Raw genomic sequence first — 20,786 nt, 5'->3', positions numbered from 1 at the left:
GGGTATTGATATCTAAATCTGTTATTGCCTTTACATTTTAAATCACAAGACTTGGAATGAAGGATATAAACCCCTGAGGCTCTTGAAGAACCAAATCCACTTGTTTTTTAAAAATAACTGGCTCTCTAGAAAAATCTCTATCAAGCACCTTTATACATAGGGTCGTGAATATAAAAAAAAACCCAAGTGTTTAAGGCTTGTAGATACCTTAATAGACCAACCGAAGCATTTCATGGTCAAGCAACCTTTAATTTTTCCGAAAAATGGCAAAGACAGGAAAATGATCACTATAACCCCCCTTGTAGTTGCGTCCCACAAATGTACGCGCTGGTTGACCTCTATATTTACCTTTCCATTGCCTGAGCATAATATCGTCAAATATCTCTGCCTTCCAGAAATACAGTGATTCCGGTATGTCATTGTGCAATCCCTGACTAATCAATATCTGGTCAAACAGCCCCCATTTGAATTGGTGATTGATCGATCCCCTGTGATAACTCTTTAAAGGAGCTGTAATGTTGTCAAAGCCCTGAGGCACGATAATTTTTTTGAGACTGTCATTCTCAGGCTCATCGTTGAAATCTCCCATAATAATCACGTGCTCGCAATCATTTAACGCCAAATCATTACAAATACGACGATTTTCTGGATCTTGCCTATCCAAATGTGACACCAATTGTCGCGCCACCTCTATCCTTTTTTCATTTGTGCTTTCCATACCATCCCTTCTTGATGGCCAGTGATTCACATAAATATGCATTGGTGTTCCAGAGAATAGCCCCTTCACATACAAAACATCTCTCGTGGTATCTCTCACGCCACTCTCGTCCTCCAAATAAATGTTAACTGGTTCAGATTCCAACACCTCAAATACACGAGTATCATAAATCAACGCTGTATCTATACCTCGTTCATCCGGACTGTTGTAATGAATGTAATCATAAGGTATGGATTGAAGCTTGGGCTCTGCCAGCAAATCATTGAGAACTCTTTTGTTCTCTACTTCGGCAACACCTATAAGTGACGGCATTTTTCCCGTGTACTCAAAACCTATCTTGCTGATGGCATGGCTGATCTTTTGAAGTTTTTTCTTGTACCTCGTGAGGTTCCATTGCTGCCTACCGAATTCGGTAAAGGCTCCATCCAGAATATTGGGATCTTTATCAGGATCAAAAAAGTTTTCTAGATTGTAAAATGCGACAGTATATTGCTCAAAAGCTTGTGTAGGAATAGGCACCAAAAAAAATTTATCAAAAGTAATCCTTTACAGGTATTTGTTGCAGACTTCTATGAATATCCTTAATCGCGGTAATTATGAGATAGTTTGTGTTGAAAGCCTGTTGTTATAGTTTAATTGATCACAGTTTTCATAAATGACAGCATCAATTGCAACCCAAATCCAATCGGCTTTGCACGTCTGCATTGGGAAAACAATTACCAGATTTTACCGATTCAGGCACATATCGATCTAAGGTAGAGTCGTACAGAGCAAATTCCAAAAACTGGGTCAAATCTTCCATTTCTTGGAAGGTGAGGTTGATGTTACCCATCTCAGAGGCCAGGTTAGCCCGAGCCGCTGGATCTTGTAGGTCATTGGCGTTCTTATACCTAACAACCTCGGCGATACTGTTGAAAGTACCTCCGTGTCCATAAAATGCCGCATCCCTCAGATTATATAAGGTAGGTGTCTTGAATTTATAATCGTCAGCAGAATTACCGGTAAAACCTCCGCGTCCTCTGCGCACCGCATCAAATCCACCATCATCCAACACCACTGCATCCTGGGAATCGTCGAAATGTCCAAAACCAAATGCATGAAAATCCTGATCTTTTAAGGCAGGTCCGGTATGACAATTTATACACTCACCTTTGCCAGCAAAAACAATGGCTCCTCTTTTTTCCTGATCTGTCAAGGCACGGTAATCTCCCTTAAGGTATGCTTGCCATGGAGCATCATTAGAAAGTAGCGTCCGATTAAAAGCTGCAATAGCCAGTGCTGCAGACTGGGTAGTATAGCGATCTGATGGCGCCAAGGCTGGAAAAGCCTGGTCAAATAGCTGTCGGTAACCATTATTATTTACAAAATCTTCATCAACCTTCAGTCGGTGTGTTTGCTGACCTACAATTCCTTGAATTTCCAAACCTTGGAATCCTAGGTTGTTTTCTGGAACACCAGCTGCCGTCCATTGAGATTCCGTGCCAATGTTGGTGCCGGTTCCACCTAACATTCCATTCCATAAGGCGACATCCTGATAGGCCACATTGAGTAAAGTAGGTACCCTGATGGGTTGAATGTCTATGGAATCCAAAGGAACATTGAGATTAAGCTGCCTGCTTTCACCCACCGATCCGAAACCAGTTCCACATTCCCCGATTCCCTGACGTCTACCCGAATAAAAACTGGAGGCCACTGGATGACAGGAAGCACAGGAATAGGTACCTTGCATTTGTATCATTTTTGGAGAACCGCCCATGGCTGTTTCATGTAAAAGAAACATTCCTAATTCTACTTTGGAAGCGGTAAGTGGATTCAGCGGATCTTGTGGTATGGAAGCGTAGTCATCACTTTCTGGAAGTATAAAAAATTCCTTTCCCTGCCCGCCGGCCGCCTGTTCGAGCAATTCTTCTAAACGCAAATCTAGTGCAGATTGAGCTACATCATAATCATCCCGATCATCTGCACAGGAAATGAATATCAGGCCAGTCAGCAGGTAAAAATAAATATGCTTCATCAGTAACTGTAGTCTTGAAAGGAATGCGCCCAATTTAACCAAATTTTGGGACTTGTGATACTTTTGTGATAAACTGTTTTGGCGTGACCACAGTACCTTTGCAGCATGACCAGACTTCATTATCAATATATAAATACTGGCAAGCCAACCTTGGTCCTGATTCATGGGTTTCTGGGCAGTATGAAACAGTGGCGGTTCTTAAGTCCTTTGCTTGCATCAACATTTGATATCCTGAGCATTGATTTACCTGGTCACGGACAATCTGGTGAATTTACTCATGAATATAGTTTAGAGGAACTGGCGGAAGAGTTAGATGCCATATTAAAAAAAGAAAACATCCACACCTGTCATTTGATGGGTCACAGTATGGGTGGATATGTATGTTCCGCTTTCGCGAAAGCGAACCCAACTAAAGTCTTATCACTTCATTTGATCAACAGCATGGCCGGCGCTGACACAAACGAACGTAAAATCGTGCGAGACAGATCCATAGAATTGATCCAAAAATATCAGGAGGCTTATATCAGTATGGCGGTGAGTAATCTTTTTACACCTCAGGAGCAGGAACTGTACGAGGATCGCATAGGAAACATGAAGGAAAATGCCTTGCACTTATCAACAAATACCATTCTGCAGGCATTGAAATCTATGCGCAATAGAGAAAGTTTTGTGAATTCATTAAGAGATGTGGATTTTCCAGTTATTTACATCGCTGGGCGTCGGGATAATGTAATTAACGCTCAACTTATTGAAAAAGAGTGTTTTAATCTAGGTGGCAGGTTTAAAGCTATAAATTCTGGGCACATGTCGATTCTCACTTCGTCAGACACAATTTTTAAAAACTTGCATTTCGTCGAATAATTTGGTGTTTTTGACCGCTATGTTAATAACTTTTAATTACATTGCTGTCGTTAGTCGGTCAAACCGATTATTTCTTTAGCTTAAAACGAAATGTATGAACAACAAATTCTCCTTAATTAAGTCGGTGGGCTGCTCGCTTACCGGTCATCGTTTCAGAACTTCCCATGTAGTTAATGACCGTATACAAGAAATGTGTTGCGCAAATTGCGGAAAAGAAGTTACCACCAACATTTTCGGTCAGACAGTGCCTTTGAGCGATAGCTATCACCAAATCAACCGCGCCCTGAATGATGTAGCACGCAAACGTCGACGTGCTGGAGTACAGCTTTATTCTTGAAAACTATTCCATCCCATCGCCTGGATCGGTATTTGCTCTCCCCCTCTGGTAACAAGGTGGTTACCAAATGAGGCATCCATTACATGACCGATTACTGTGAGATTGGGATTTGCTTTGACCTTTGGAAAATCCTCTTGACCAATCGTAAATAATAGTTCGTAATCTTCCCCACCACTTAAAGCGATAGTGGTACTGTCTAAGCCAAACTCTTCACAGGCACTAATCACCGTAGGATCTAGCGGAATTTTCTCCTCGTACAACCTGATACCTACTTCGCTGTTCTTACTTAAGTGAATAATTTCTGAGCTCAATCCATCGGATAAATCGATCATACTGGTAGGTAAAACACCCAGACCTTCCAATAATTCCGGAATATCTTTTCTCGCTTCCGGTTTCAGTTGGCGTTCCAATAAATAGCTGTAGGCTTCTATATCTGGCTGATTTTGCGGATTGGCCTTAAAGACGGCTTTTTCTCTTTCCAATATTTGCAATCCCATATACGCAGCACCTAAATCTCCGCTGACCAACAATAAATCTCCATCTTGAGCACCCTTTCTGTAAGTGATTTTTTCTGCCTGCTGCTCTCCTACAGCGGTTACAGATATCACCAGGCCGCTTAATGAAGACGTGGTATCACCCCCTATCAAATCCACACCGTAATTTTTACAAGCCAAATGTATGCCGTCATATAATTCCTCTACCGCCTCTACAGGAAATCGATTAGACAACGCCAGTGAAACCGTAACCTGTCTTGCCTTTGCATTCATGGCATATATATCAGACAGATTGACCATGATGGCTTTATAACCTAAATGTTTTAAAGGCACATAGCTCAAGTCAAAATGAACTCCTTCCACTAACATATCAGTGGTCACTACAGTTGGTGATTCATGATGAATAACGGCGGCATCATCACCTATACTTTTGAGGGTAGATGGTTGTACCGGTTGAAATGTTTTGGTGATATGATCAATCAGGCCAAATTCGCCCAATCGTTCTACTGGTGTGCGCTGCGGATTCTTATCTTCTATCATGCTGCAAAATTACGACTTAGCTGTATGATCACCATCAAAACAAAAGCTTTTATAACCACTGAAATTTCAAACAAAATTTATTGAAAGTGGCACTGGCTTTAATTCTCAAATGATTGGTTAATCCCTCCTCAGAAGAAAAGAAAACAACAAAGGTCTTATTGTAGGTTCTGGCTGTCATAAACGACTCATATAACGCTATACGAGAATATCATGGAAACCCAATGTTTACCGCGTTCCATATCGTATATTTGTAGCCATTTTAAATAAGCCATTTTTATGATAAAGGTTTCTGAAACAGCAAAAACCAAACTTGCCCAATTGATGAGTGAGGAAGGTTTTGCCATCGACACGGATTTTGTGCGGGTAGGCGTCAAAAGCGGTGGATGCAGCGGTTTGTCCTATGACTTGAAATTTGATAGGGAATCTGCCGACACTGATAAGGTTTTTGAGGCCAACCAAGTAAAAATTGCGGTGGACAAAAAAAGTTTTTTATATCTCGTGGGAACGACTCTGGAATATAGTGGCGGTCTCAACGGAAAGGGTTTTGTATTTAATAACCCTAATGCGCAACGCACTTGCGGGTGTGGTGAATCATTTTCTCTTTAAAATCATTTTATTGAGGGAAACCCCAGGCTTTTTTGGTCACTTAAAACAAATTGCATGTCAAAGTACACAGAAGAACAGTTAGAAAAAGAACTTAAGGAAAAGGAGTACGAGTACGGTTTCTATACTGACATAGAATCTGACACTATTCCCATAGGTCTAAGTGAAGAGGTCATTCGTATTATATCTGCTAAGAAAAATGAGCCGGAATGGATGACTGAATGGCGACTGGAGTCCTACAGGTATTTCATGGAGATGGAAGAACCTGAATGGGCCAATGTCCATTATGAAAAACCTGATCTACAAGCCATTTCCTACTATTCGGCTCCAAATAAAAAACCCAAGTACAACAGCCTGGATGAAGTAGATCCAGAATTGCTGAACACTTTTGAACGTTTAGGTATATCTCTTGAAGAACAAAAGAAACTGGCCGGTGTAGCTGTAGACATCGTGATGGACTCGGTATCTGTAGCTACTACATTTAAAGAGACCCTGGCAGAAAAAGGTATTATTTTCTGTCCGATCTCAGAGGCGATTCGAAATCATCCAGAGTTGGTCAAAAAATATCTCGGAACTGTCGTGCCGCAAAAAGACAATTATTACGCGGCATTGAACAGCGCCGTATTTTCTGATGGGTCATTCTGTTACATTCCCAAAGGGGTCAAATGCCCAATGGAACTGTCCACCTACTTTAGAATAAATCAGGCAGGCACCGGACAATTTGAGCGTACCCTTGTGGTAGCCGATAAAGGTAGTTATGTTTCCTACCTAGAAGGTTGTACCGCTCCCAGTAGGGATGAAAACCAACTTCACGCTGCCGTGGTAGAGCTTATTGCTCTGGACGATGCAGAAATTAAATATTCCACTGTACAGAATTGGTACCCTGGAAATGCCGAAGGAAAGGGTGGTGTGTTCAATTTTGTGACCAAAAGAGGCTTATGTGAGAAAAATGCCAAAATCTCTTGGACTCAAGTAGAGACAGGTAGCGCAGTGACCTGGAAATATCCCAGCTGCGTGTTAAAAGGAGATAATTCTGTTGGCGAATTTTACTCTATTGCTGTTACCAATAACTTTCAACAGGCGGACACTGGTACCAAGATGATTCACCTGGGTAAAAACACCAAGTCGACCATCATTTCTAAAGGAATCAGCGCTGGGAAATCCCAAAACTCCTATCGCGGACTGGTAAAAATCAACCCAAGAGCAACCAATGCTCGTAATTTTTCACAATGTGACAGCTTGCTGATGGGTAATGAATGTGGCGCACATACGTTCCCGTACATTGAAAATAGCAATAGTTCTTCCAAAATTGAACATGAAGCGACTACCAGTAAGATCGGTGAAGACCAAATTTTCTACTGTAACCAACGCGGGATCGATACAGAAAAAGCCATCGCCTTAATCGTCAACGGATTCTCTAAAGAGGTGTTGAACAAACTACCGATGGAATTTGCCGTAGAGGCCCAAAAATTATTGGAAATCAGCCTTGAAGGTTCTGTAGGATAAGTCGTTAATTAATATCAACCCATAAATTTCCAACTATGAAACGAATAATCGTTTTAACCATGATGGCCTTGAGCCTGCTCTCCTGCAAACAAGAAGAAAAGGAGGAAACCACTGCGATCGATACTGAAAAAACCCCAAGCCTGGAAGAACAGGTTCCCGAAGGTCAAGAAGTGTTCAGAGGAGAGTTCATCTATCTCGCAGATGCAGCGGTATTGACCACGAGAAATGATATCTATGCCGTCAAGATTGACGAAAAGATGCATGAACTCAATAAAGTTGCTGAAGCGCTTAAAAAAACTGAATTCGACATGGTCAATGTAGTAGTTTTTGGAACCCTGGGGCCTAACCCAATGAAGGAAGAGTCTGGTGAAGGATGGGACCAAATGCTAACGGTAAAAAAAGTAATAGAAGTAACGCCGGCCAAAAATAATAATGTCATACAGTCCGGCTCATCAATAGACATTAAAGACGTTAAATAACAGCTATGTTAAAGATCAAAGACTTACAAGCCTCTATCGAGGATAAGGAAATTCTCAAAGGGATCAACCTGGAGGTAAAGGCCGGTGAGGTACACGCGATCATGGGTCCCAACGGATCCGGAAAATCTACCCTGGCCAACGTTATCGCCGGGCGTGAGGAATATGAAATGACCAGTGGAGAAATCTCTATGAACAACCAAGATATTTCTGAAATGGATCCTGATGAGCGCGCTCATAAAGGGATCTTCCTTTCGTTTCAATACCCCATAGAAATCCCTGGAGTTTCGGTAACCAACTTTATGAAAACCGCGATCAATGAGACCCGCAAGGCTCAAGGTAAGGAAGAAATGAAAGCTAAAGACATGCTGAAGCTGATCCGGGAAAAATCCGAATTGTTGGAAATCGACCGCAAGTTCCTTTCCAGATCTCTTAATGAAGGTTTTTCAGGAGGGGAAAAGAAACGAAACGAAATTTTTCAAATGGCAATGTTGGAACCTCAATTGGCTATTTTGGATGAAACCGACTCAGGATTGGATATTGACGCACTCAAAATAGTGGCCAACGGTGTGAATAAATTGCGTAGCAAAGACAATGCAACCATCGTGATCACGCACTATCAGCGATTGTTGGACTACATTGTTCCAGATTACGTCCATGTACTTTATCAAGGTCGTATAGTTAAATCTGGGGGGAAAGAGTTGGCCCATGAATTGGAAAAACGTGGTTATGATTGGATCAAGGAGGAAGTAGAAGCTTAAGCCCCCTTTACGGAAAACGCCAATTTCACCCATAATAATGCTTTGAAAACTTCAGGTCTCAACTGAAGGGAAAAAGCAGGAAAAAAAACAACAAATGAGTTTTAAGGATAACATTGTATCTTCCTTTATCGCCTTGGAAAACGAGGTCGACACAGAAAGTTATGTCCATCAATTACGCAACAAGGCCTTGGCCGATTTTGAGCGTCAAGGCATTCCCATGCGCAAGGAAGAAGCTTATAAATACACCTCGCTAAAATCATTATTTGGCAAGGATTATACGTTATTTCCTAAAAAGGAAACTGCCATAGAATATAAGGACATCAAGAAATATTTGGTACATCAAATAGATGCCTACAGGGTAGTTTTTATCGATGGTATTTATAGTTCGCACCTGTCGCAAACCACTCACGATAAATTCGATGTTTGCTTGATGTCTAGTGCTTTGAGCCATCCCAAATACAGTTCGGTTATTCAAAAACATTACAATAAACTGGCTGGAAATGACGGGCTGAGTTCATTGAATACCGCTTTTGCCCGTGAAGGAGCTTACATTCATATCAAAAAGAACATAGCAGTAGAAAAACCAATAGAAGTGGTTTATTTCTCTACAGGCAATGAAGATCACTTAATGGTTCAACCACGCAATCTTGTAGTCGTTGAAGAAAATGCTCAAGTACAAATTATAGAAAGACACCAAAGTCTAACAGACAATGCCGTGTTGACCAACGTAGTGACCGAAGTTTTTGCGGATAAAAGAGCAATGGTGGATTACTACAAGATCCAAAACGACCGACTCAACGCATCATTGATTGATCACACTAACGTGGAGCAACAGGGAGACAGTGAAGTGCGTCTTCATACTTTTTCTTTTGGCGGTGCGCTTACGCGAAATAACCTGTATTTCTACCAAAGGGGAGAACATTGTAACTCTTTACTCAATGGAGTGACCATCATTGAAGGAAAACAACACGTGGATCATTCCACCTTGGTACACCATACTTCCCCTAATTGTGAGAGTTATCAGGAATACAAACAAATTTTTGACGATAAGGCAGTAGGGGTATTTAACGGAAAAGTATTGGTAGATAAAGTCGCACAAAAAATAAATGCTTTCCAGCAAAACAACAACATCCTGATCAGCGATAAGGCCACCATCAATGCTAAGCCGCAATTGGAAATCTTTGCTGATGATGTCCGTTGCTCACACGGATGTACGATTGGTCAGCTGGATGAAGATGCACTGTTTTATATGCAATCCAGAGGGATTCCTAAAAAAGAAGCGCGAGCATTGTTGATGTATGCCTTTGCCAATAGCGTTTTGGAAAGCGTAAAAATCCCTGAGATTAAAGCGCGCATAACTAAACTTATCGCCTTAAAACTCAATGTGGAAATAGGCTTTGACCTCTAAACCTTCTAATATTGATGATATCAACTGCAGCTGGTCCTTGATCGGCTGCAGTTTTTTTTGCCTGGCACCCAACTCCCAAATGAAGGCCAAAAGATCAGCTGTTTATCCGCTGGATCGTACCTTTGTGTGCTATGCTAGATATACAGAAAATAAGGGCCGATTTTCCCATTTTATCCAGAGAGGTAAATGGTCAACCACTGATCTATTTTGACAATGCCGCGACATCTCAAAAACCTCAACAGGTCATAGACGCCATTACCGAATATTATACACGATACAATGCCAATATCCACCGTGGCGTACATGCTTTGAGCCAGGAAGCGACGGATCTTTTTGAAGCAGCACGTGAAAAAGCCAGGGTCTTTTTTAACATACCTAAGGCCAAACAAGTAATTTTTACGTCTGGGAATACACATTCTATCAACGCTGTTGCCCATGGAGCGCATGTGTTTGTAAATAAAGGAGACGAACTCATCGTGAGCTCGGTAGAGCATCACTCTAACATAGTTCCTTGGCAAATGCTTTGTGAGCGCGTTGGAGCGCATCTAAAAGTCATTCCGGTCTTGGAAAATGGAACCTTGGACATGGATGCTTATAAAAAGATACTGAACGATAAAACTGCCTTTGTGGTGGTCAACCATATCTCTAACGCCCTTGGTGTGACCAATCCAGTGAAAGATATTATCAAGGAAGCCAAAAAATACGGTGCTATGACACTTATTGATGGCGCACAGTCCTGTGGGCACATGAAATTAGATATGCAGGAGTTGGATGCAGATTTCTATACCATGGCTGGACATAAAATGTGTGGTCCTACTGGAATTGGAATACTTTACGGTAAAGAAGATGCATTGAATCAACTACCTCCTTACCAAGGTGGTGGAGAAATGATCGATCAGGTAACTTTTGAGAAAACCACTTATGCCGGCCTTCCACATAAATTTGAAGCCGGTACACCCAATATTGCAGGTGGAATTGCACTGGGCGCAGCTATTGATTACCTCAATGAGTTGGGCATGGATAACATCGCTGCTTATGAACATGAATTGTTGGAATACGGTACTGAGGCGATTAAAAAAATTCCTGGAGCCAAAATTTATGGTGAGGTGACTGACAAAGCTGCAGTCATAAGCTTCAATGTAAGTTCGCTGCACCCTTATGACATAGGTACGATCGTGGATAAATTAGGGGTTGCGGTTAGGACAGGACATCACTGTGCCCAGCCGGTTATGGACAGATTTGGTATACCTGGAACGATCAGGGCCAGCTTTGCTTTTTATAATACCAAAGACGAAATTGATGTTATGGTACAGGCTTTGCATCGTGCTGTAAATATGTTGTCTTAACTTTGTAGATAACCAAAATAAGAAATTATGAAATTACTAAGTATCATTTTCGGTTTATTCCTATTGGTTCAGGCCCAGGAATGTGGAGAAAATAAAACAGAAGAAACAGATGCTAGTGCTCTGACTGAAACAACCGCCGACAGTAAGTCGATGAAGGATTGGGCAGGCCAATATAATGTTACCATGGTCGGTGAAAACGACTATACAGAACACGATATTACAATTGAGGTGAGCTTGGGTGAGGAATCACGCATCTCTGGTTATTCCTCTTGCAATCAATACTCAGGGCCTATCAGCAATCCTAAAGAAAATAAGCTGGAAATCGGCATGCTCATGAGCACCAAAATGTACTGCGAGAATACAGCCGATATCGAGCGAGATTATATGAACCATTTATCCCAGGTCGATGCATACAGCATGGAAGAAGGAAAGTTGCACCTATTGGATGAGTCAGGAGAAACATTGATTACAGCGCTTCCGGCCACAGAGAAGAAAAACTAATGCCAGACATAAAAGACATACAAGAGGAAATCGTAGAAGAGTTTTCCATGTTTGACGATTGGATGCAGCGCTATGAATACATGATAGATCTGGGAAAAAGTCTTCCGCTCATTAACGAAGAACTAAAAACCAATGATCGATTGATCAAAGGTTGCCAATCCAAAGTTTGGGTGGATGCCACTTTGGAAGATGACCAGATTGTTTTTACAGCAGATAGCGACGCCATCATTACCAAAGGAATCATTGCCATATTGATCAGAGCTTGGTCAGGGCAACCCCCAGCTGCGGTAGTCGCTGCCGATACAAGTTTTATTGACGAAATAGGATTGAAGGAACATCTTTCACCCACAAGAGCCAACGGTTTGGTCTCCATGATCAAACAGTTAAAGATGTATGCTGTAGCCTATCAAACACAACTTAATTAAGATGGAAGAAATCAACGGACAGGAAGTAGGAGAGAAAGTAGTGCGTGTACTCAAAACCATCTACGATCCAGAAATCCCAGTAGATATTTATGAACTGGGACTGATTTATGATGTTATGGTCAGCACAGATGGTGATGTAAAGATCTTAATGACTCTTACCTCCCCCAATTGTCCAGTAGCCGAGACCCTACCTGTAGAGGTAGAGGAAAAAGTAAAGACCTTGAAAGAGGTAAATGATGCCGAAGTGGAAATCACTTTTGATCCTCCCTGGAACAAAGATCTGATGAGCGAGGAGGCAAAACTTGAATTAGGAATGCTTTAGCCATGGCCGAAGAGATCATCAATAGAGTAGCACAGTCCAAACTCAAGGTTCTTGACCTGGAAGATTACTACGCCGCCGGTGAACGAAGTCAAATTGATATCTCTCAATGGTTGTTGGAGGGTATTGTACTGGTAGAATCCCGCTTTCGCGAAAGTTTAAAATCCACAGACTTTAGCGTATATCAAGGTCATTTTGTAGCCATCTACTGCAGTACCGATGCTATTATACCTCAATGGGCCTGGATGCTCGTTCAAAGCCAGCTCAAGGATATCGCTGCATTGACCGTCTACGGTAACCTGGAGCAATTGGAAACAGCGCTGTACCGTTCAAGCATTGAGCAGCTAGATCTATCAGATTTTCAGGATCACCCAGTAATCGTGAAAGGTTGTTCCAACAAGCCAGTGCCTGTGGCAGCCTATGCGATGATAACAGAACGCTTACAATCTGTGGCCAAGTCGATCATGTATGGAGAGGCATGCAGTGCTGTTCCTGTTTATAAGCGAAAGAAATCTTAAATCCGGCCAATAACTGAACACCCAACCACGATGACGCAGCTCAAGGTCTCTTGTTTCAAACACATTCTATGTCATTTTTAGGCTATTTAGCAATCTTCTTTATCCTCAGGTGGATTTACACTGCTTTTTTAAGTAATGGCTCCCAAACCCAACGCACTTACGGAAGCCCGTACACGCAACGCAGTACAAGTGTGAGCCCGCAAGATTTTGAATTGAACCTGTTGTCACTCACCTCCTTGGTCATCAAGGCCGATGGCCATGTCAGCCAAAAGGAATTAGACTACGTAAGACAATATTTTGTCAGTGCCTATGGAAAGGATCGGGCCAATGCTATTTTTAGAACATTTAATGAAGTGGTCAAAAAACGCGAGGTCAATGCGCAAAATATTTGTAACTATTTGACCGCCCGAACCAGATACGAATCCAGATTACAAATCCTACACTTTTTATTTGGAATTGCTCAGGCTGATGGTCATGTAGGCAATGCCGAACTCCACATGATCCAACAGATCGCCAGATATTTAAGATTGTCTGATCGGGATTTTGTATCCATCAAAGCTATGTTTGTGGCTGATCAGGACAACGCTTATAAGATTTTGGAAATAGATAAGTCTGTCCCAGATCACGAGGTTAAAAAGGCATATCGAACTATGGCCAAAAAATACCATCCCGACAAACTCATGGACATGGATGAGGCCCATAGAAAAGGTGCCGAGGAGAAATTCCGCAAGGTTCAGGAAGCTTATGAAAACATACGCAGTGAGCGTGGTATGAATTAAGGCTTGCGTCAGGGATAGCAGTGGAAAGCCCGCAGCATTCCCGATGAATATCGGGAAATGCGAGGACTTGTAACGTATAGCCCGACCCTTGTGGTGACGCCCAAAAGACAATCAACATTCTTATAAAATTCCTTTCCTTTGTACCCATGCAGGAAAACAATAACCCCTATCAACAAGGTCAGGTGATCTTAATCGACAAACCGCTGGAATGGACCTCTTTTCAAGTGGTCAATAAGGTGCGCTGGCTCATCCGGAAGGCCTATGGCATTAAAAAGATCAAGGTAGGACACGCGGGTACGCTAGATCCTTTGGCCAGTGGGTTATTGATACTATGTACAGGAAAACAAACCAAAAATATCTCAACTTACCAGGCCCAACAGAAAGAATATACGGGCACGATACGTCTAGGGGCAACGACACCAAGTTATGATTTGGAAACCCAGGTGGATCAGGAGTTTGCTTTGGATGATATTACAGAGGAACGAGTCAGGGAAACCACCCAACATTTCACTGGTCGAATCCTTCAAAAACCGCCCATATTTTCCGCTATTAAAAAAGATGGTAAAAGACTATATGAACTGGCCCGTGCCGGAGAAGAAACGGAAATACAGGCCAGGGAAGTGGTGGTTCACGAATTTGAAATCACCAACTTCCAACTCCCCGATGTACACTTTAAAATCAGGTGTAGTAAAGGAACCTATATACGCTCTATTGCCCATGATTTTGGACAGGCATTAAATAATGGCGGTCATTTAACGGCCCTTAGACGTACCGCCATTGGCGATTTTAAGGTAGAAAAAGCTATGGAAATAGCTGAATTTGAAGCGAAATTGTCTAATGCTGACCCAGATGAGCAGCTAGCTGAGTAAGCTAAGATTGATTAAGCTCTTAAAGGTTTCAGATAGAAGTGAAATGGAATAATACCCTTAGCTGTGTTTATCTTTCACCAATTCCAACAGAACTTTTCTCTCCTTTTCCAACTCCCGAGCTGATTTAAAAAATACCTCAAGACCTTCCCTTTGAGCCAGGATGAGGTAATCCCGACCTGTGGGATATGATTCCATAACCACAACTTCAAACCCATGGTCTGCAACGCTTAATTCATAAGGATAAACAATCAGGTCTTTTGGAGACTGAACCCAGTCCCCAGGAATTATCTGCGCCTCGTGAAATAATTGGGCGGTGTATAAATCTTTCGGATTTTGATAGACCTGCATCGTGGGCCTGTAATCGAGAATCTTCCCATGGCGCATCACGATGACCTGATCGCAAAACGATAAAACATCTTCCTTGTCGTGCGTCGCTACCATCGCGCTGATCCCTTGTTTTTTCAAATAACCAAAAAGACGTCTCCTCAAATGATTTTTTCTAAAATTATCTATGTGTGAGAAAGGCTCGTCCAGCAACAATAATTCAGGCTCTTGAGCGAGCGCCTTGGCTATGGCTACGCGCTGCTTTTGACCTCCAGATAGGGTGCTGACCTTTCTGCCTGCAAAAGCCGACATATCTACAACTTCCAGTAATTCGTGTATGCGATCCATGCGGTTATCCAATTGTATACTCAGGTGTTCCCCAACGTTTTCGGCTACACTGGTATAGGGCATTAAGTCAAACTCCTGTGGCACATATTTCATCATGGGATGTCCAGGAACCAAATGATGGTCAGGACCTAGAAGCTCCTCTCCTTTCCAAATCACCTTTCCTTGATCCACCTCCAGCAAACCATAGATCATATCTAGTAAGGTACTTTTACCGCAACCACTTTCTCCCAAAATTGCCACCAAACCACCTTGGGAAACATTGAAGTTGATCCCTTCCAGGGTTTTGGTTATGGGTTTCTCATTATGATTGTGGAAACGGGAACGTGGAAAAGTAAAATGTACCTGTTCTATTTGCAGCATGTCACAAAGGTACTCTTAAAACAAAAACCCGTGTTGAAAAACACGGGCTTGCAAATTTGAACGGATTAGAAATTAGTCTTCAATATTATTTTCATAAATATTCACCGTTCCACTGTCCTCATTACTGATGATGAGCAAAGCCTTATCATTTCCACTGTCTTCTCTAGGAATCATTAAAACGCTTTCTGGGGCTTCATCACCCATTGGTTGCAACCAAGTGAGAAATTGCGGACTATTTGGGTTGCTGATATCATACAACAATACGCCATCAGTGCGTTCCATTGCTACAGCGAGAATATATCGGTTCTGGCTGCTTTGGATCTCTAGTACGGCCACAGCTTCAGGTTCAGCGCCTTTGTCATCGCTACGACCGTCGTCATCATTAAATCTGGTCGCGTTCATATCAAGGGTGTTGGCAGAAATACTGTTTCCGCTGTCGTAGATCAGTTGAGCCTCTGTATCCCAAAGACTAAAGCTTCTAGCACCATATCCATAGATAAAGTCATAATCGCCATCACCATCAGTATCGCCATCAGCTGTGGTGATTTTTAATCGACCCAGGTTTTCATCCAACTGTAAAGTTGCCGCATCTGGAAAGGCGGTAGGATCCAGTGTAACATCAGCAAGGCGCTCTTCTTCAGAATAGTTATCGTAATCCCTCGCGTCACCTTCATTGGCGGTAATAATATATTCTCGACCACCTATATTCACGATCGTCATACCATCAGGCTGATAAAAGGAACGTACTGGCCAATTCTTAAGTTCCTTGGCATCGTCCCGATCACTTAGATCCATCGCGTTCAGCGGACTCATATAATCCTTGGCGCCAAACGCGCGTAGGTAATTGATATTTCCCGTGGCTATATCCACACTCATTAAGGCATTATTCTCCTGGCAAATGATATAGGCCGTGGAGCTATCTTCAGATACCACCACAAATTCTGGCTCCAAATCCTGAGCGACACTTGCATTAGGTCCAAATATTCTGACACCAGCAGATTTCAATTGGTTTTCCTGCCCATTAAGCGCAGTAAAATCTACCAATCTTACATTCCCACTCGTCAGATCAATGATTCCTACTGTTCCTTCTGGATCAATACTATAATCATCATTGGGTTCACCTTCGCAGGCCACGACGATGCTATTTTGATCAGGACTAAACGTGAGCATGTCTGGTAGGGCTCCTACAGTGTAAGTGTTGATTGCACTGGAATTTGAGATACTGTAGGTTTCTACGGTACCAGGAGCTTGCTTATTTTCATTTTCAACAGCGACGGCTATGATGTCATTTCCCACGGCTACACTATTGGGAGCACCAGAAGCCAAAGTGATGGCTGGCTGTTCAATAGGTAAACTGGGATTCGTAAGGTCATAGATATTGACCTGGCCAGCCGCAGCATTGATGACAAAGAGTTTTTTTGATACAGGGTCATATGCACTTATTTCAGCTGCACCTTCTCCTCCTACATTGATGGTGGCTCCGCGTTGAAAGTTGATGTCTGTAGAAGCGATGGAAGTGAGTGCATCTTCATCATCGTTTTTACAACTGATTAAGAGGGATAAAAAGACTAAGGCGAATAAAGTTTTCTTCATGAGTTTATGATTTGGTTACATCCACAAAGAAAACCCTACAAGGTCAAGATAAGGTGAACTAATGATTAGCTTTTGACTCCCAAAAGGTTATTAAATGGTTAGGAAATAAATCAGCCCAGCAAATAGCTGGGCTGATGATAAATTCACATATAAGTTTTAGATTTCACCTACATTTTAATACGTTTATTGACATCAGGCAACTGGTTGTAACCCATATTGTACAGACCAAACCCATAAATATCGGTCCATTCTTGGATTTGCTGCTCAGTTGATTTTCCTGCTCCATGACCTGCGTCTGTCTCTATCCTAATCAAAGTGGGCTGATCTCCTGATTGTTTAGATTGGAGCTCGGCGGCAAACTTAAAGGAGTGAGCTGGCACCACCCTATCGTCATGATCTCCAGTTGTAATTAAGGTAGCTGGGTATTCAATACCGCTTTTGATGTTATGCAATGGAGAATATCCCCTCAGATATTCAAACATTTCTTTACCTTCTTCGGCAGTTCCATAGTCATACGCCCATCCGGCTCCCGCAGTAAATTTATTATATCTCAACATATCCAGCACACCAACTGCTGGGAAGGCAACTCCTGCTAAGTCAGGTCGCTGGGTCATCGTGGCCCCTACTAGGAGTCCGCCGTTGGACCCTCCCTGAATGGCCAAGTGTTGCGTATCTGTATATTGATTGTCCTTCAGCCACTCTCCTGCCGCTATGAAATCGTCAAATACATTTTGTTTGTCGGTTTTGGTACCTGCATCATGCCATTTCTTTCCGTATTCTCCACCGCCACGCAAGTTGGCCACAGCATAGACGCCACCCATTTCCATCCAGGCTGCCCTGGTGACAGAAAAAGAAGGGTTGAGAGAAATATTAAAACCTCCGTATCCGTAGAGGATAGTCGGGTTCTTGCCATCGAGCGGCAGTCCTCTTTTATGGGAGATGATCATGGGGATCTGCGTGCCATCCTTGGACGTGTAGAATATTTGCTTGCTTTCATAGGCATCACTATCAAATTTGATGGCTGGTTTCCTGAAAAGCTCTGAGGTTCCTTTTTCAATATCGTAGAGATAACTGCTTCCAGGAGTTGTATAATTGGTAAAGCTATAATACAAGGTTTCATCTTCCTCTTTGGCACCAAAACCACCAACATTACCTACACCAGGCAATTCCACTTCTCTGACCAATTCACCGTCATATTGAAATTGTTTGACCTGTGAGACGGCGTCTACCATATATTCAGCAAAAATATAGCCCCCTCCTGTGGAAGGAGAAAGCACGTGTTCTGTTTCAGGAATGACATCTTTCCAATTCTCCTGTGTTGGATTCGAAAAATCAGTGATGACGATCTTCTTATTAGGCGCTTCATAGTCAGTCACCAACCAGAGTTTGCTGCCTTCATTGTGAATCAAGTAGGTATTGGTATCAAAATTATCGAGAATGGTCACCAGCGGCGCGTCTGGACGATCCAGTTCCTTGATAAACAATTTACCTCCATTAGTGGAAGTGCTGGCAGAAATAACAAGGTATTTTTGGTCATTTGTTACCCGCCCACCTACATAACGGTATTTTTGATCTGGCGTACCTCCAAAGATGACCTGATCCTGCGATTGGGACGTACCCAACTTGTGATAATAAAGTTTATGCTGGTCGGTCATCGCACTTAATTCGCTTCCCTTTGGCTTGTCGTAACTGGAATAAAAGAATCCATCATTGCCTTTCCAGGACATCCCAGAAAATTTTACATCTTTGAGGGTATCCCCAACTTTTTCCATGGTTTTGGTGTCCAGAACGATGATCTTGCGCCAATCACTTCCGCCCTCACTGATCGAATAGGCAAATAGCGAACCATCCTCCGTAAAACTGGCACCCCCCAATGAGGTAGTCCCCTTTTCACTGAACGTATTGGGATCAAGGAAAACTTCGGCTTGGTCTTCATCGCCTCCCTTGGGATAACGATAGATGACATATTGATTTTGGAGTCCGTCGTTCTTGTAGAAATAAGTAAAATCGCCTTCGTCAAAAGGAGTCCCTATCTTTTCATAATTCCAGAGTTCGGTGAGTCTTTTTTTGATGCTTTCGCGAAAGCTGATTTGTGACAAGTAGTTTTGCGTGACCTCATTTTGGGCTTTGACCCAGGCCTCAGTTTCCTCGCTACGATCATCTTCCAGCCATCTGTAGGGATCTGCTACTTCAACACCGTGATAAACATCAACGGTATCCACTTTCTTGGTATCAGGATACTTCATGGCTAGGCTTTGGGTTTTTTCTTGATCGTTTTTACAGGAGGTCAGTGCCGCCAAAGCCACTGCTCCGATTAGATATTTATTCATAATTATTTTTTCAGGAATTGGATGCGACGTGAACCCGCATCAGAAGATATTTCAATAAAGTACAAGCCAGTGTTTAAGAATCCCACATCAATTTGCGGACTCCTAGAGTCTAGGACTTGCCGACCATTGAGATCATAAACGATGGCTTTGTTCCAAGATAAATTGGTCTGGATGTTCAATTGTTCACCAACTGGATTGGGAAAGACCATAAAATCTTGGGCGAGAGCTTCGTCTGGATTACTCAACACTGTGCTGGTATAGCGATAAGCGCCCAACATGGCCGTGGCATTGCTAAAACCACCGCTAAAACCAGTATTATCATCCAAGAAAGCGCAATCCACATGTTGTTCAGTGTCAATATTTATCCATGTTACACCGTCATCCCTGGAATAGGAGCTGCCAGCAAAGCTAGGGTCACCACCAGTACTAACCATAAAAAAGGTGTTGGGGAGATAATCGATAGATCCGCCGTAAGGGGTTCCCACTCCAGAAATGACTATATTGTTCCAGGTCTGACCGGCGTCAACGGTCCGATATAAATTACCACTGTTGTCTTGAATCACTCCGCGTAAGCCCGTGGCAAAGGCGATATCTCCAGCGATAGTAGTCCCTCCAAAATCATTTATAGGAGATTGATAAACATTCCAGCTTGCGCCCTTATCAACGGAATGATAAATGCGGCCCTCACTGGTAGTGAACCATATATTGTCCCCAAAGCTTTCAAATTGGGCAATATAACCTGTTTCGCCTGCAAGTGGAGCAGGAATTTGACTGGAAGCCACACGTGAATAACTAGATCCACCATTGGTCGTGCGATAGATTTCCCAAAACCCATTTACAGGATCTCCGATGGCCAGTCCGGTAGTAGCATCAAAAAAATGAACAATATTTAAAAAACTAGCGCTGGAGGTAAAACCTGCATTGGCTTCTAATGTCCACGTAGTTCCACCGTCAACTGTTTTCCAAATCCCTCCTTGTTGACCTGACGCGCGTGGATAAATAGAAACATAAGCCTGCATGGCGTCTAGCGCAGAGATATTACCTATCCCCAAGCCTGTATCACCTACATCAATATTTCCAGCAGTCCAAGTGACGCCGCCATCTACTGTTTTTGAAAATTCTTGAATGTTATTATTGGTATTCACTCCATCGTATCCAACTGCCCAGGTGACTGACGCATCAACAATATCAAACTTGCTCAACCCTCTTAGGTTGGTAGAAAATCCTGAGTAAGTCTCTGTCCAGAACTGGGCTTGTAACAACCCCATACAAAGCAGACAACATAGGAAGAGTATTTTTTTTAACATGAAAAGTCTTTCTGGTAAAGTTAAGAAAAATACAGCCCTCAATCTGAGT

21 protein-coding genes are annotated in these 20,786 nt (G+C 42.5%); 14 read left to right on the top strand and 7 right to left on the bottom strand.

Translation table 11 applies throughout. The features are described from left to right. Positions 1 to 247: 247 nt before the first annotated feature. A complete protein-coding gene (locus EGM47_RS02665) occupies positions 248 to 1,237 on the bottom strand; it encodes an endonuclease/exonuclease/phosphatase family protein (protein WP_124979214.1) in 990 nt (329 codons plus the stop codon). A gap of 145 nt (positions 1,238 to 1,382) precedes the next feature. Beyond that, a complete protein-coding gene (locus EGM47_RS02660) occupies positions 1,383 to 2,897 on the bottom strand; it encodes a cytochrome-c peroxidase (protein ID WP_240642130.1) in 1,515 nt (504 codons plus the stop codon). A gap of 15 nt (positions 2,898 to 2,912) precedes the next feature. On the opposite strand from EGM47_RS02660, the gene EGM47_RS02655 reads away from it, so the two are divergent. Further along, positions 2,913 to 3,593, top strand: a complete 681-nt coding sequence (locus EGM47_RS02655; protein ID WP_164510807.1) for an alpha/beta fold hydrolase — start codon at positions 2,913 to 2,915, stop codon at positions 3,591 to 3,593. 94 nt (positions 3,594 to 3,687) lie between these two features. Beyond that, positions 3,688 to 3,930: a hypothetical protein gene (locus EGM47_RS02650; protein ID WP_124979211.1), complete on the top strand. Its 243-nt coding sequence runs from the start codon at positions 3,688 to 3,690 to the stop codon at positions 3,928 to 3,930. Here the strand turns inward: EGM47_RS02650 and thiL are convergent. Then, the gene (thiL, locus tag EGM47_RS02645; RefSeq protein WP_124979210.1) at positions 3,921 to 4,964 is read right to left on the bottom strand and encodes a thiamine-phosphate kinase; all 1,044 of its coding nucleotides are present in this window, start codon (positions 4,962 to 4,964) and stop codon (positions 3,921 to 3,923) included. The genes EGM47_RS02650 and thiL overlap by 10 nt on opposite strands. 276 nt (positions 4,965 to 5,240) lie before the next feature. On the opposite strand from thiL, the gene EGM47_RS02640 reads away from it, so the two are divergent. The 12 genes from EGM47_RS02640 (at position 5,241) to truB (ending at position 14,475) form a co-directional block, all read left to right on the top strand. Continuing rightward, the gene (locus EGM47_RS02640) at positions 5,241 to 5,570 is read left to right on the top strand and encodes a HesB/IscA family protein (RefSeq protein WP_124979209.1); all 330 of its coding nucleotides are present in this window, start codon (positions 5,241 to 5,243) and stop codon (positions 5,568 to 5,570) included. 54 nt (positions 5,571 to 5,624) lie between these two features. Beyond that, the gene (gene sufB, locus EGM47_RS02635; protein ID WP_124979208.1) at positions 5,625 to 7,073 is read left to right on the top strand and encodes a Fe-S cluster assembly protein SufB; all 1,449 of its coding nucleotides are present in this window, start codon (positions 5,625 to 5,627) and stop codon (positions 7,071 to 7,073) included. Positions 7,074 to 7,108: 35 nt separating this feature from the next. Further along, complete coding sequence (locus EGM47_RS02630; protein ID WP_124979207.1) at positions 7,109 to 7,552, top strand: component of SufBCD complex; 444 nt, start codon at positions 7,109 to 7,111, stop codon at positions 7,550 to 7,552. A 5-nt stretch (positions 7,553 to 7,557) separates the two neighbouring features. Then, positions 7,558 to 8,310, top strand: a complete 753-nt coding sequence (sufC, locus tag EGM47_RS02625; RefSeq protein WP_124979206.1) for a Fe-S cluster assembly ATPase SufC — start codon at positions 7,558 to 7,560, stop codon at positions 8,308 to 8,310. A gap of 94 nt (positions 8,311 to 8,404) precedes the next feature. Further along, a complete protein-coding gene (sufD, locus tag EGM47_RS02620; RefSeq protein ID WP_124979205.1) occupies positions 8,405 to 9,718 on the top strand; it encodes a Fe-S cluster assembly protein SufD in 1,314 nt (437 codons plus the stop codon). Between the two features lie 131 nt (positions 9,719 to 9,849). After that, a complete protein-coding gene (locus tag EGM47_RS02615) occupies positions 9,850 to 11,064 on the top strand; it encodes an aminotransferase class V-fold PLP-dependent enzyme (protein ID WP_124979204.1) in 1,215 nt (404 codons plus the stop codon). Between the two features lie 27 nt (positions 11,065 to 11,091). Next, positions 11,092 to 11,565, top strand: a complete 474-nt coding sequence (locus EGM47_RS02610; RefSeq protein WP_124979203.1) for an META domain-containing protein — start codon at positions 11,092 to 11,094, stop codon at positions 11,563 to 11,565. Further along, positions 11,565 to 11,990: a SufE family protein gene (locus EGM47_RS02605; RefSeq protein ID WP_124979202.1), complete on the top strand. Its 426-nt coding sequence runs from the start codon at positions 11,565 to 11,567 to the stop codon at positions 11,988 to 11,990. Before EGM47_RS02610 ends, EGM47_RS02605 begins: the two co-directional genes overlap by 1 nt. A gap of 1 nt (position 11,991) precedes the next feature. After that, positions 11,992 to 12,312: a DUF59 domain-containing protein gene (locus EGM47_RS02600; protein WP_124979201.1), complete on the top strand. Its 321-nt coding sequence runs from the start codon at positions 11,992 to 11,994 to the stop codon at positions 12,310 to 12,312. Between the two features lie 2 nt (positions 12,313 to 12,314). Continuing rightward, positions 12,315 to 12,827, top strand: a complete 513-nt coding sequence (locus EGM47_RS02595) for a DUF2480 family protein (protein ID WP_124979200.1) — start codon at positions 12,315 to 12,317, stop codon at positions 12,825 to 12,827. Positions 12,828 to 12,895: 68 nt separating this feature from the next. Further along, positions 12,896 to 13,606 carry a tellurite resistance TerB family protein gene (locus EGM47_RS02590; RefSeq protein WP_124979199.1) on the top strand — a complete coding sequence of 237 codons (711 nt, stop codon included), beginning with the start codon at positions 12,896 to 12,898 and terminating at the stop codon, positions 13,604 to 13,606. 146 nt (positions 13,607 to 13,752) lie between these two features. Then, positions 13,753 to 14,475 carry a tRNA pseudouridine(55) synthase TruB gene (gene truB / locus EGM47_RS02585; protein WP_124979198.1) on the top strand — a complete coding sequence of 241 codons (723 nt, stop codon included), beginning with the start codon at positions 13,753 to 13,755 and terminating at the stop codon, positions 14,473 to 14,475. A gap of 57 nt (positions 14,476 to 14,532) precedes the next feature. Here the strand turns inward: truB and EGM47_RS02580 are convergent, their stop codons facing one another. The 4 genes from EGM47_RS02580 to EGM47_RS02565 form a co-directional block, all read right to left on the bottom strand. Further along, a complete protein-coding gene (locus EGM47_RS02580) occupies positions 14,533 to 15,507 on the bottom strand; it encodes an ABC transporter ATP-binding protein (protein WP_124979197.1) in 975 nt (324 codons plus the stop codon). Between the two features lie 72 nt (positions 15,508 to 15,579). Next, on the bottom strand, positions 15,580 to 17,100 hold the full coding sequence (locus tag EGM47_RS02575; RefSeq protein WP_124979196.1) for a choice-of-anchor I family protein: 1,521 nt from the start codon (positions 17,098 to 17,100) through the stop codon (positions 15,580 to 15,582). Between the two features lie 167 nt (positions 17,101 to 17,267). Continuing rightward, the gene (locus EGM47_RS02570) at positions 17,268 to 19,430 is read right to left on the bottom strand and encodes a prolyl oligopeptidase family serine peptidase (protein WP_124979195.1); all 2,163 of its coding nucleotides are present in this window, start codon (positions 19,428 to 19,430) and stop codon (positions 17,268 to 17,270) included. A 2-nt stretch (positions 19,431 to 19,432) separates the two neighbouring features. Next, entirely contained in the window at positions 19,433 to 20,737 is a 1,305-nt protein-coding gene (locus EGM47_RS02565; RefSeq protein ID WP_124979194.1) for a T9SS type A sorting domain-containing protein, read from the bottom strand. Positions 20,738 to 20,786: the final 49 nt, after the last annotated feature.

The sequence above is a fragment of the Nonlabens xiamenensis genome, assembly GCF_003865345.1.
GTDB lineage: Bacteria > Bacteroidota > Bacteroidia > Flavobacteriales > Flavobacteriaceae > Nonlabens > Nonlabens xiamenensis.
This window is presented reverse-complemented; position numbering and strand designations above follow the sequence as displayed.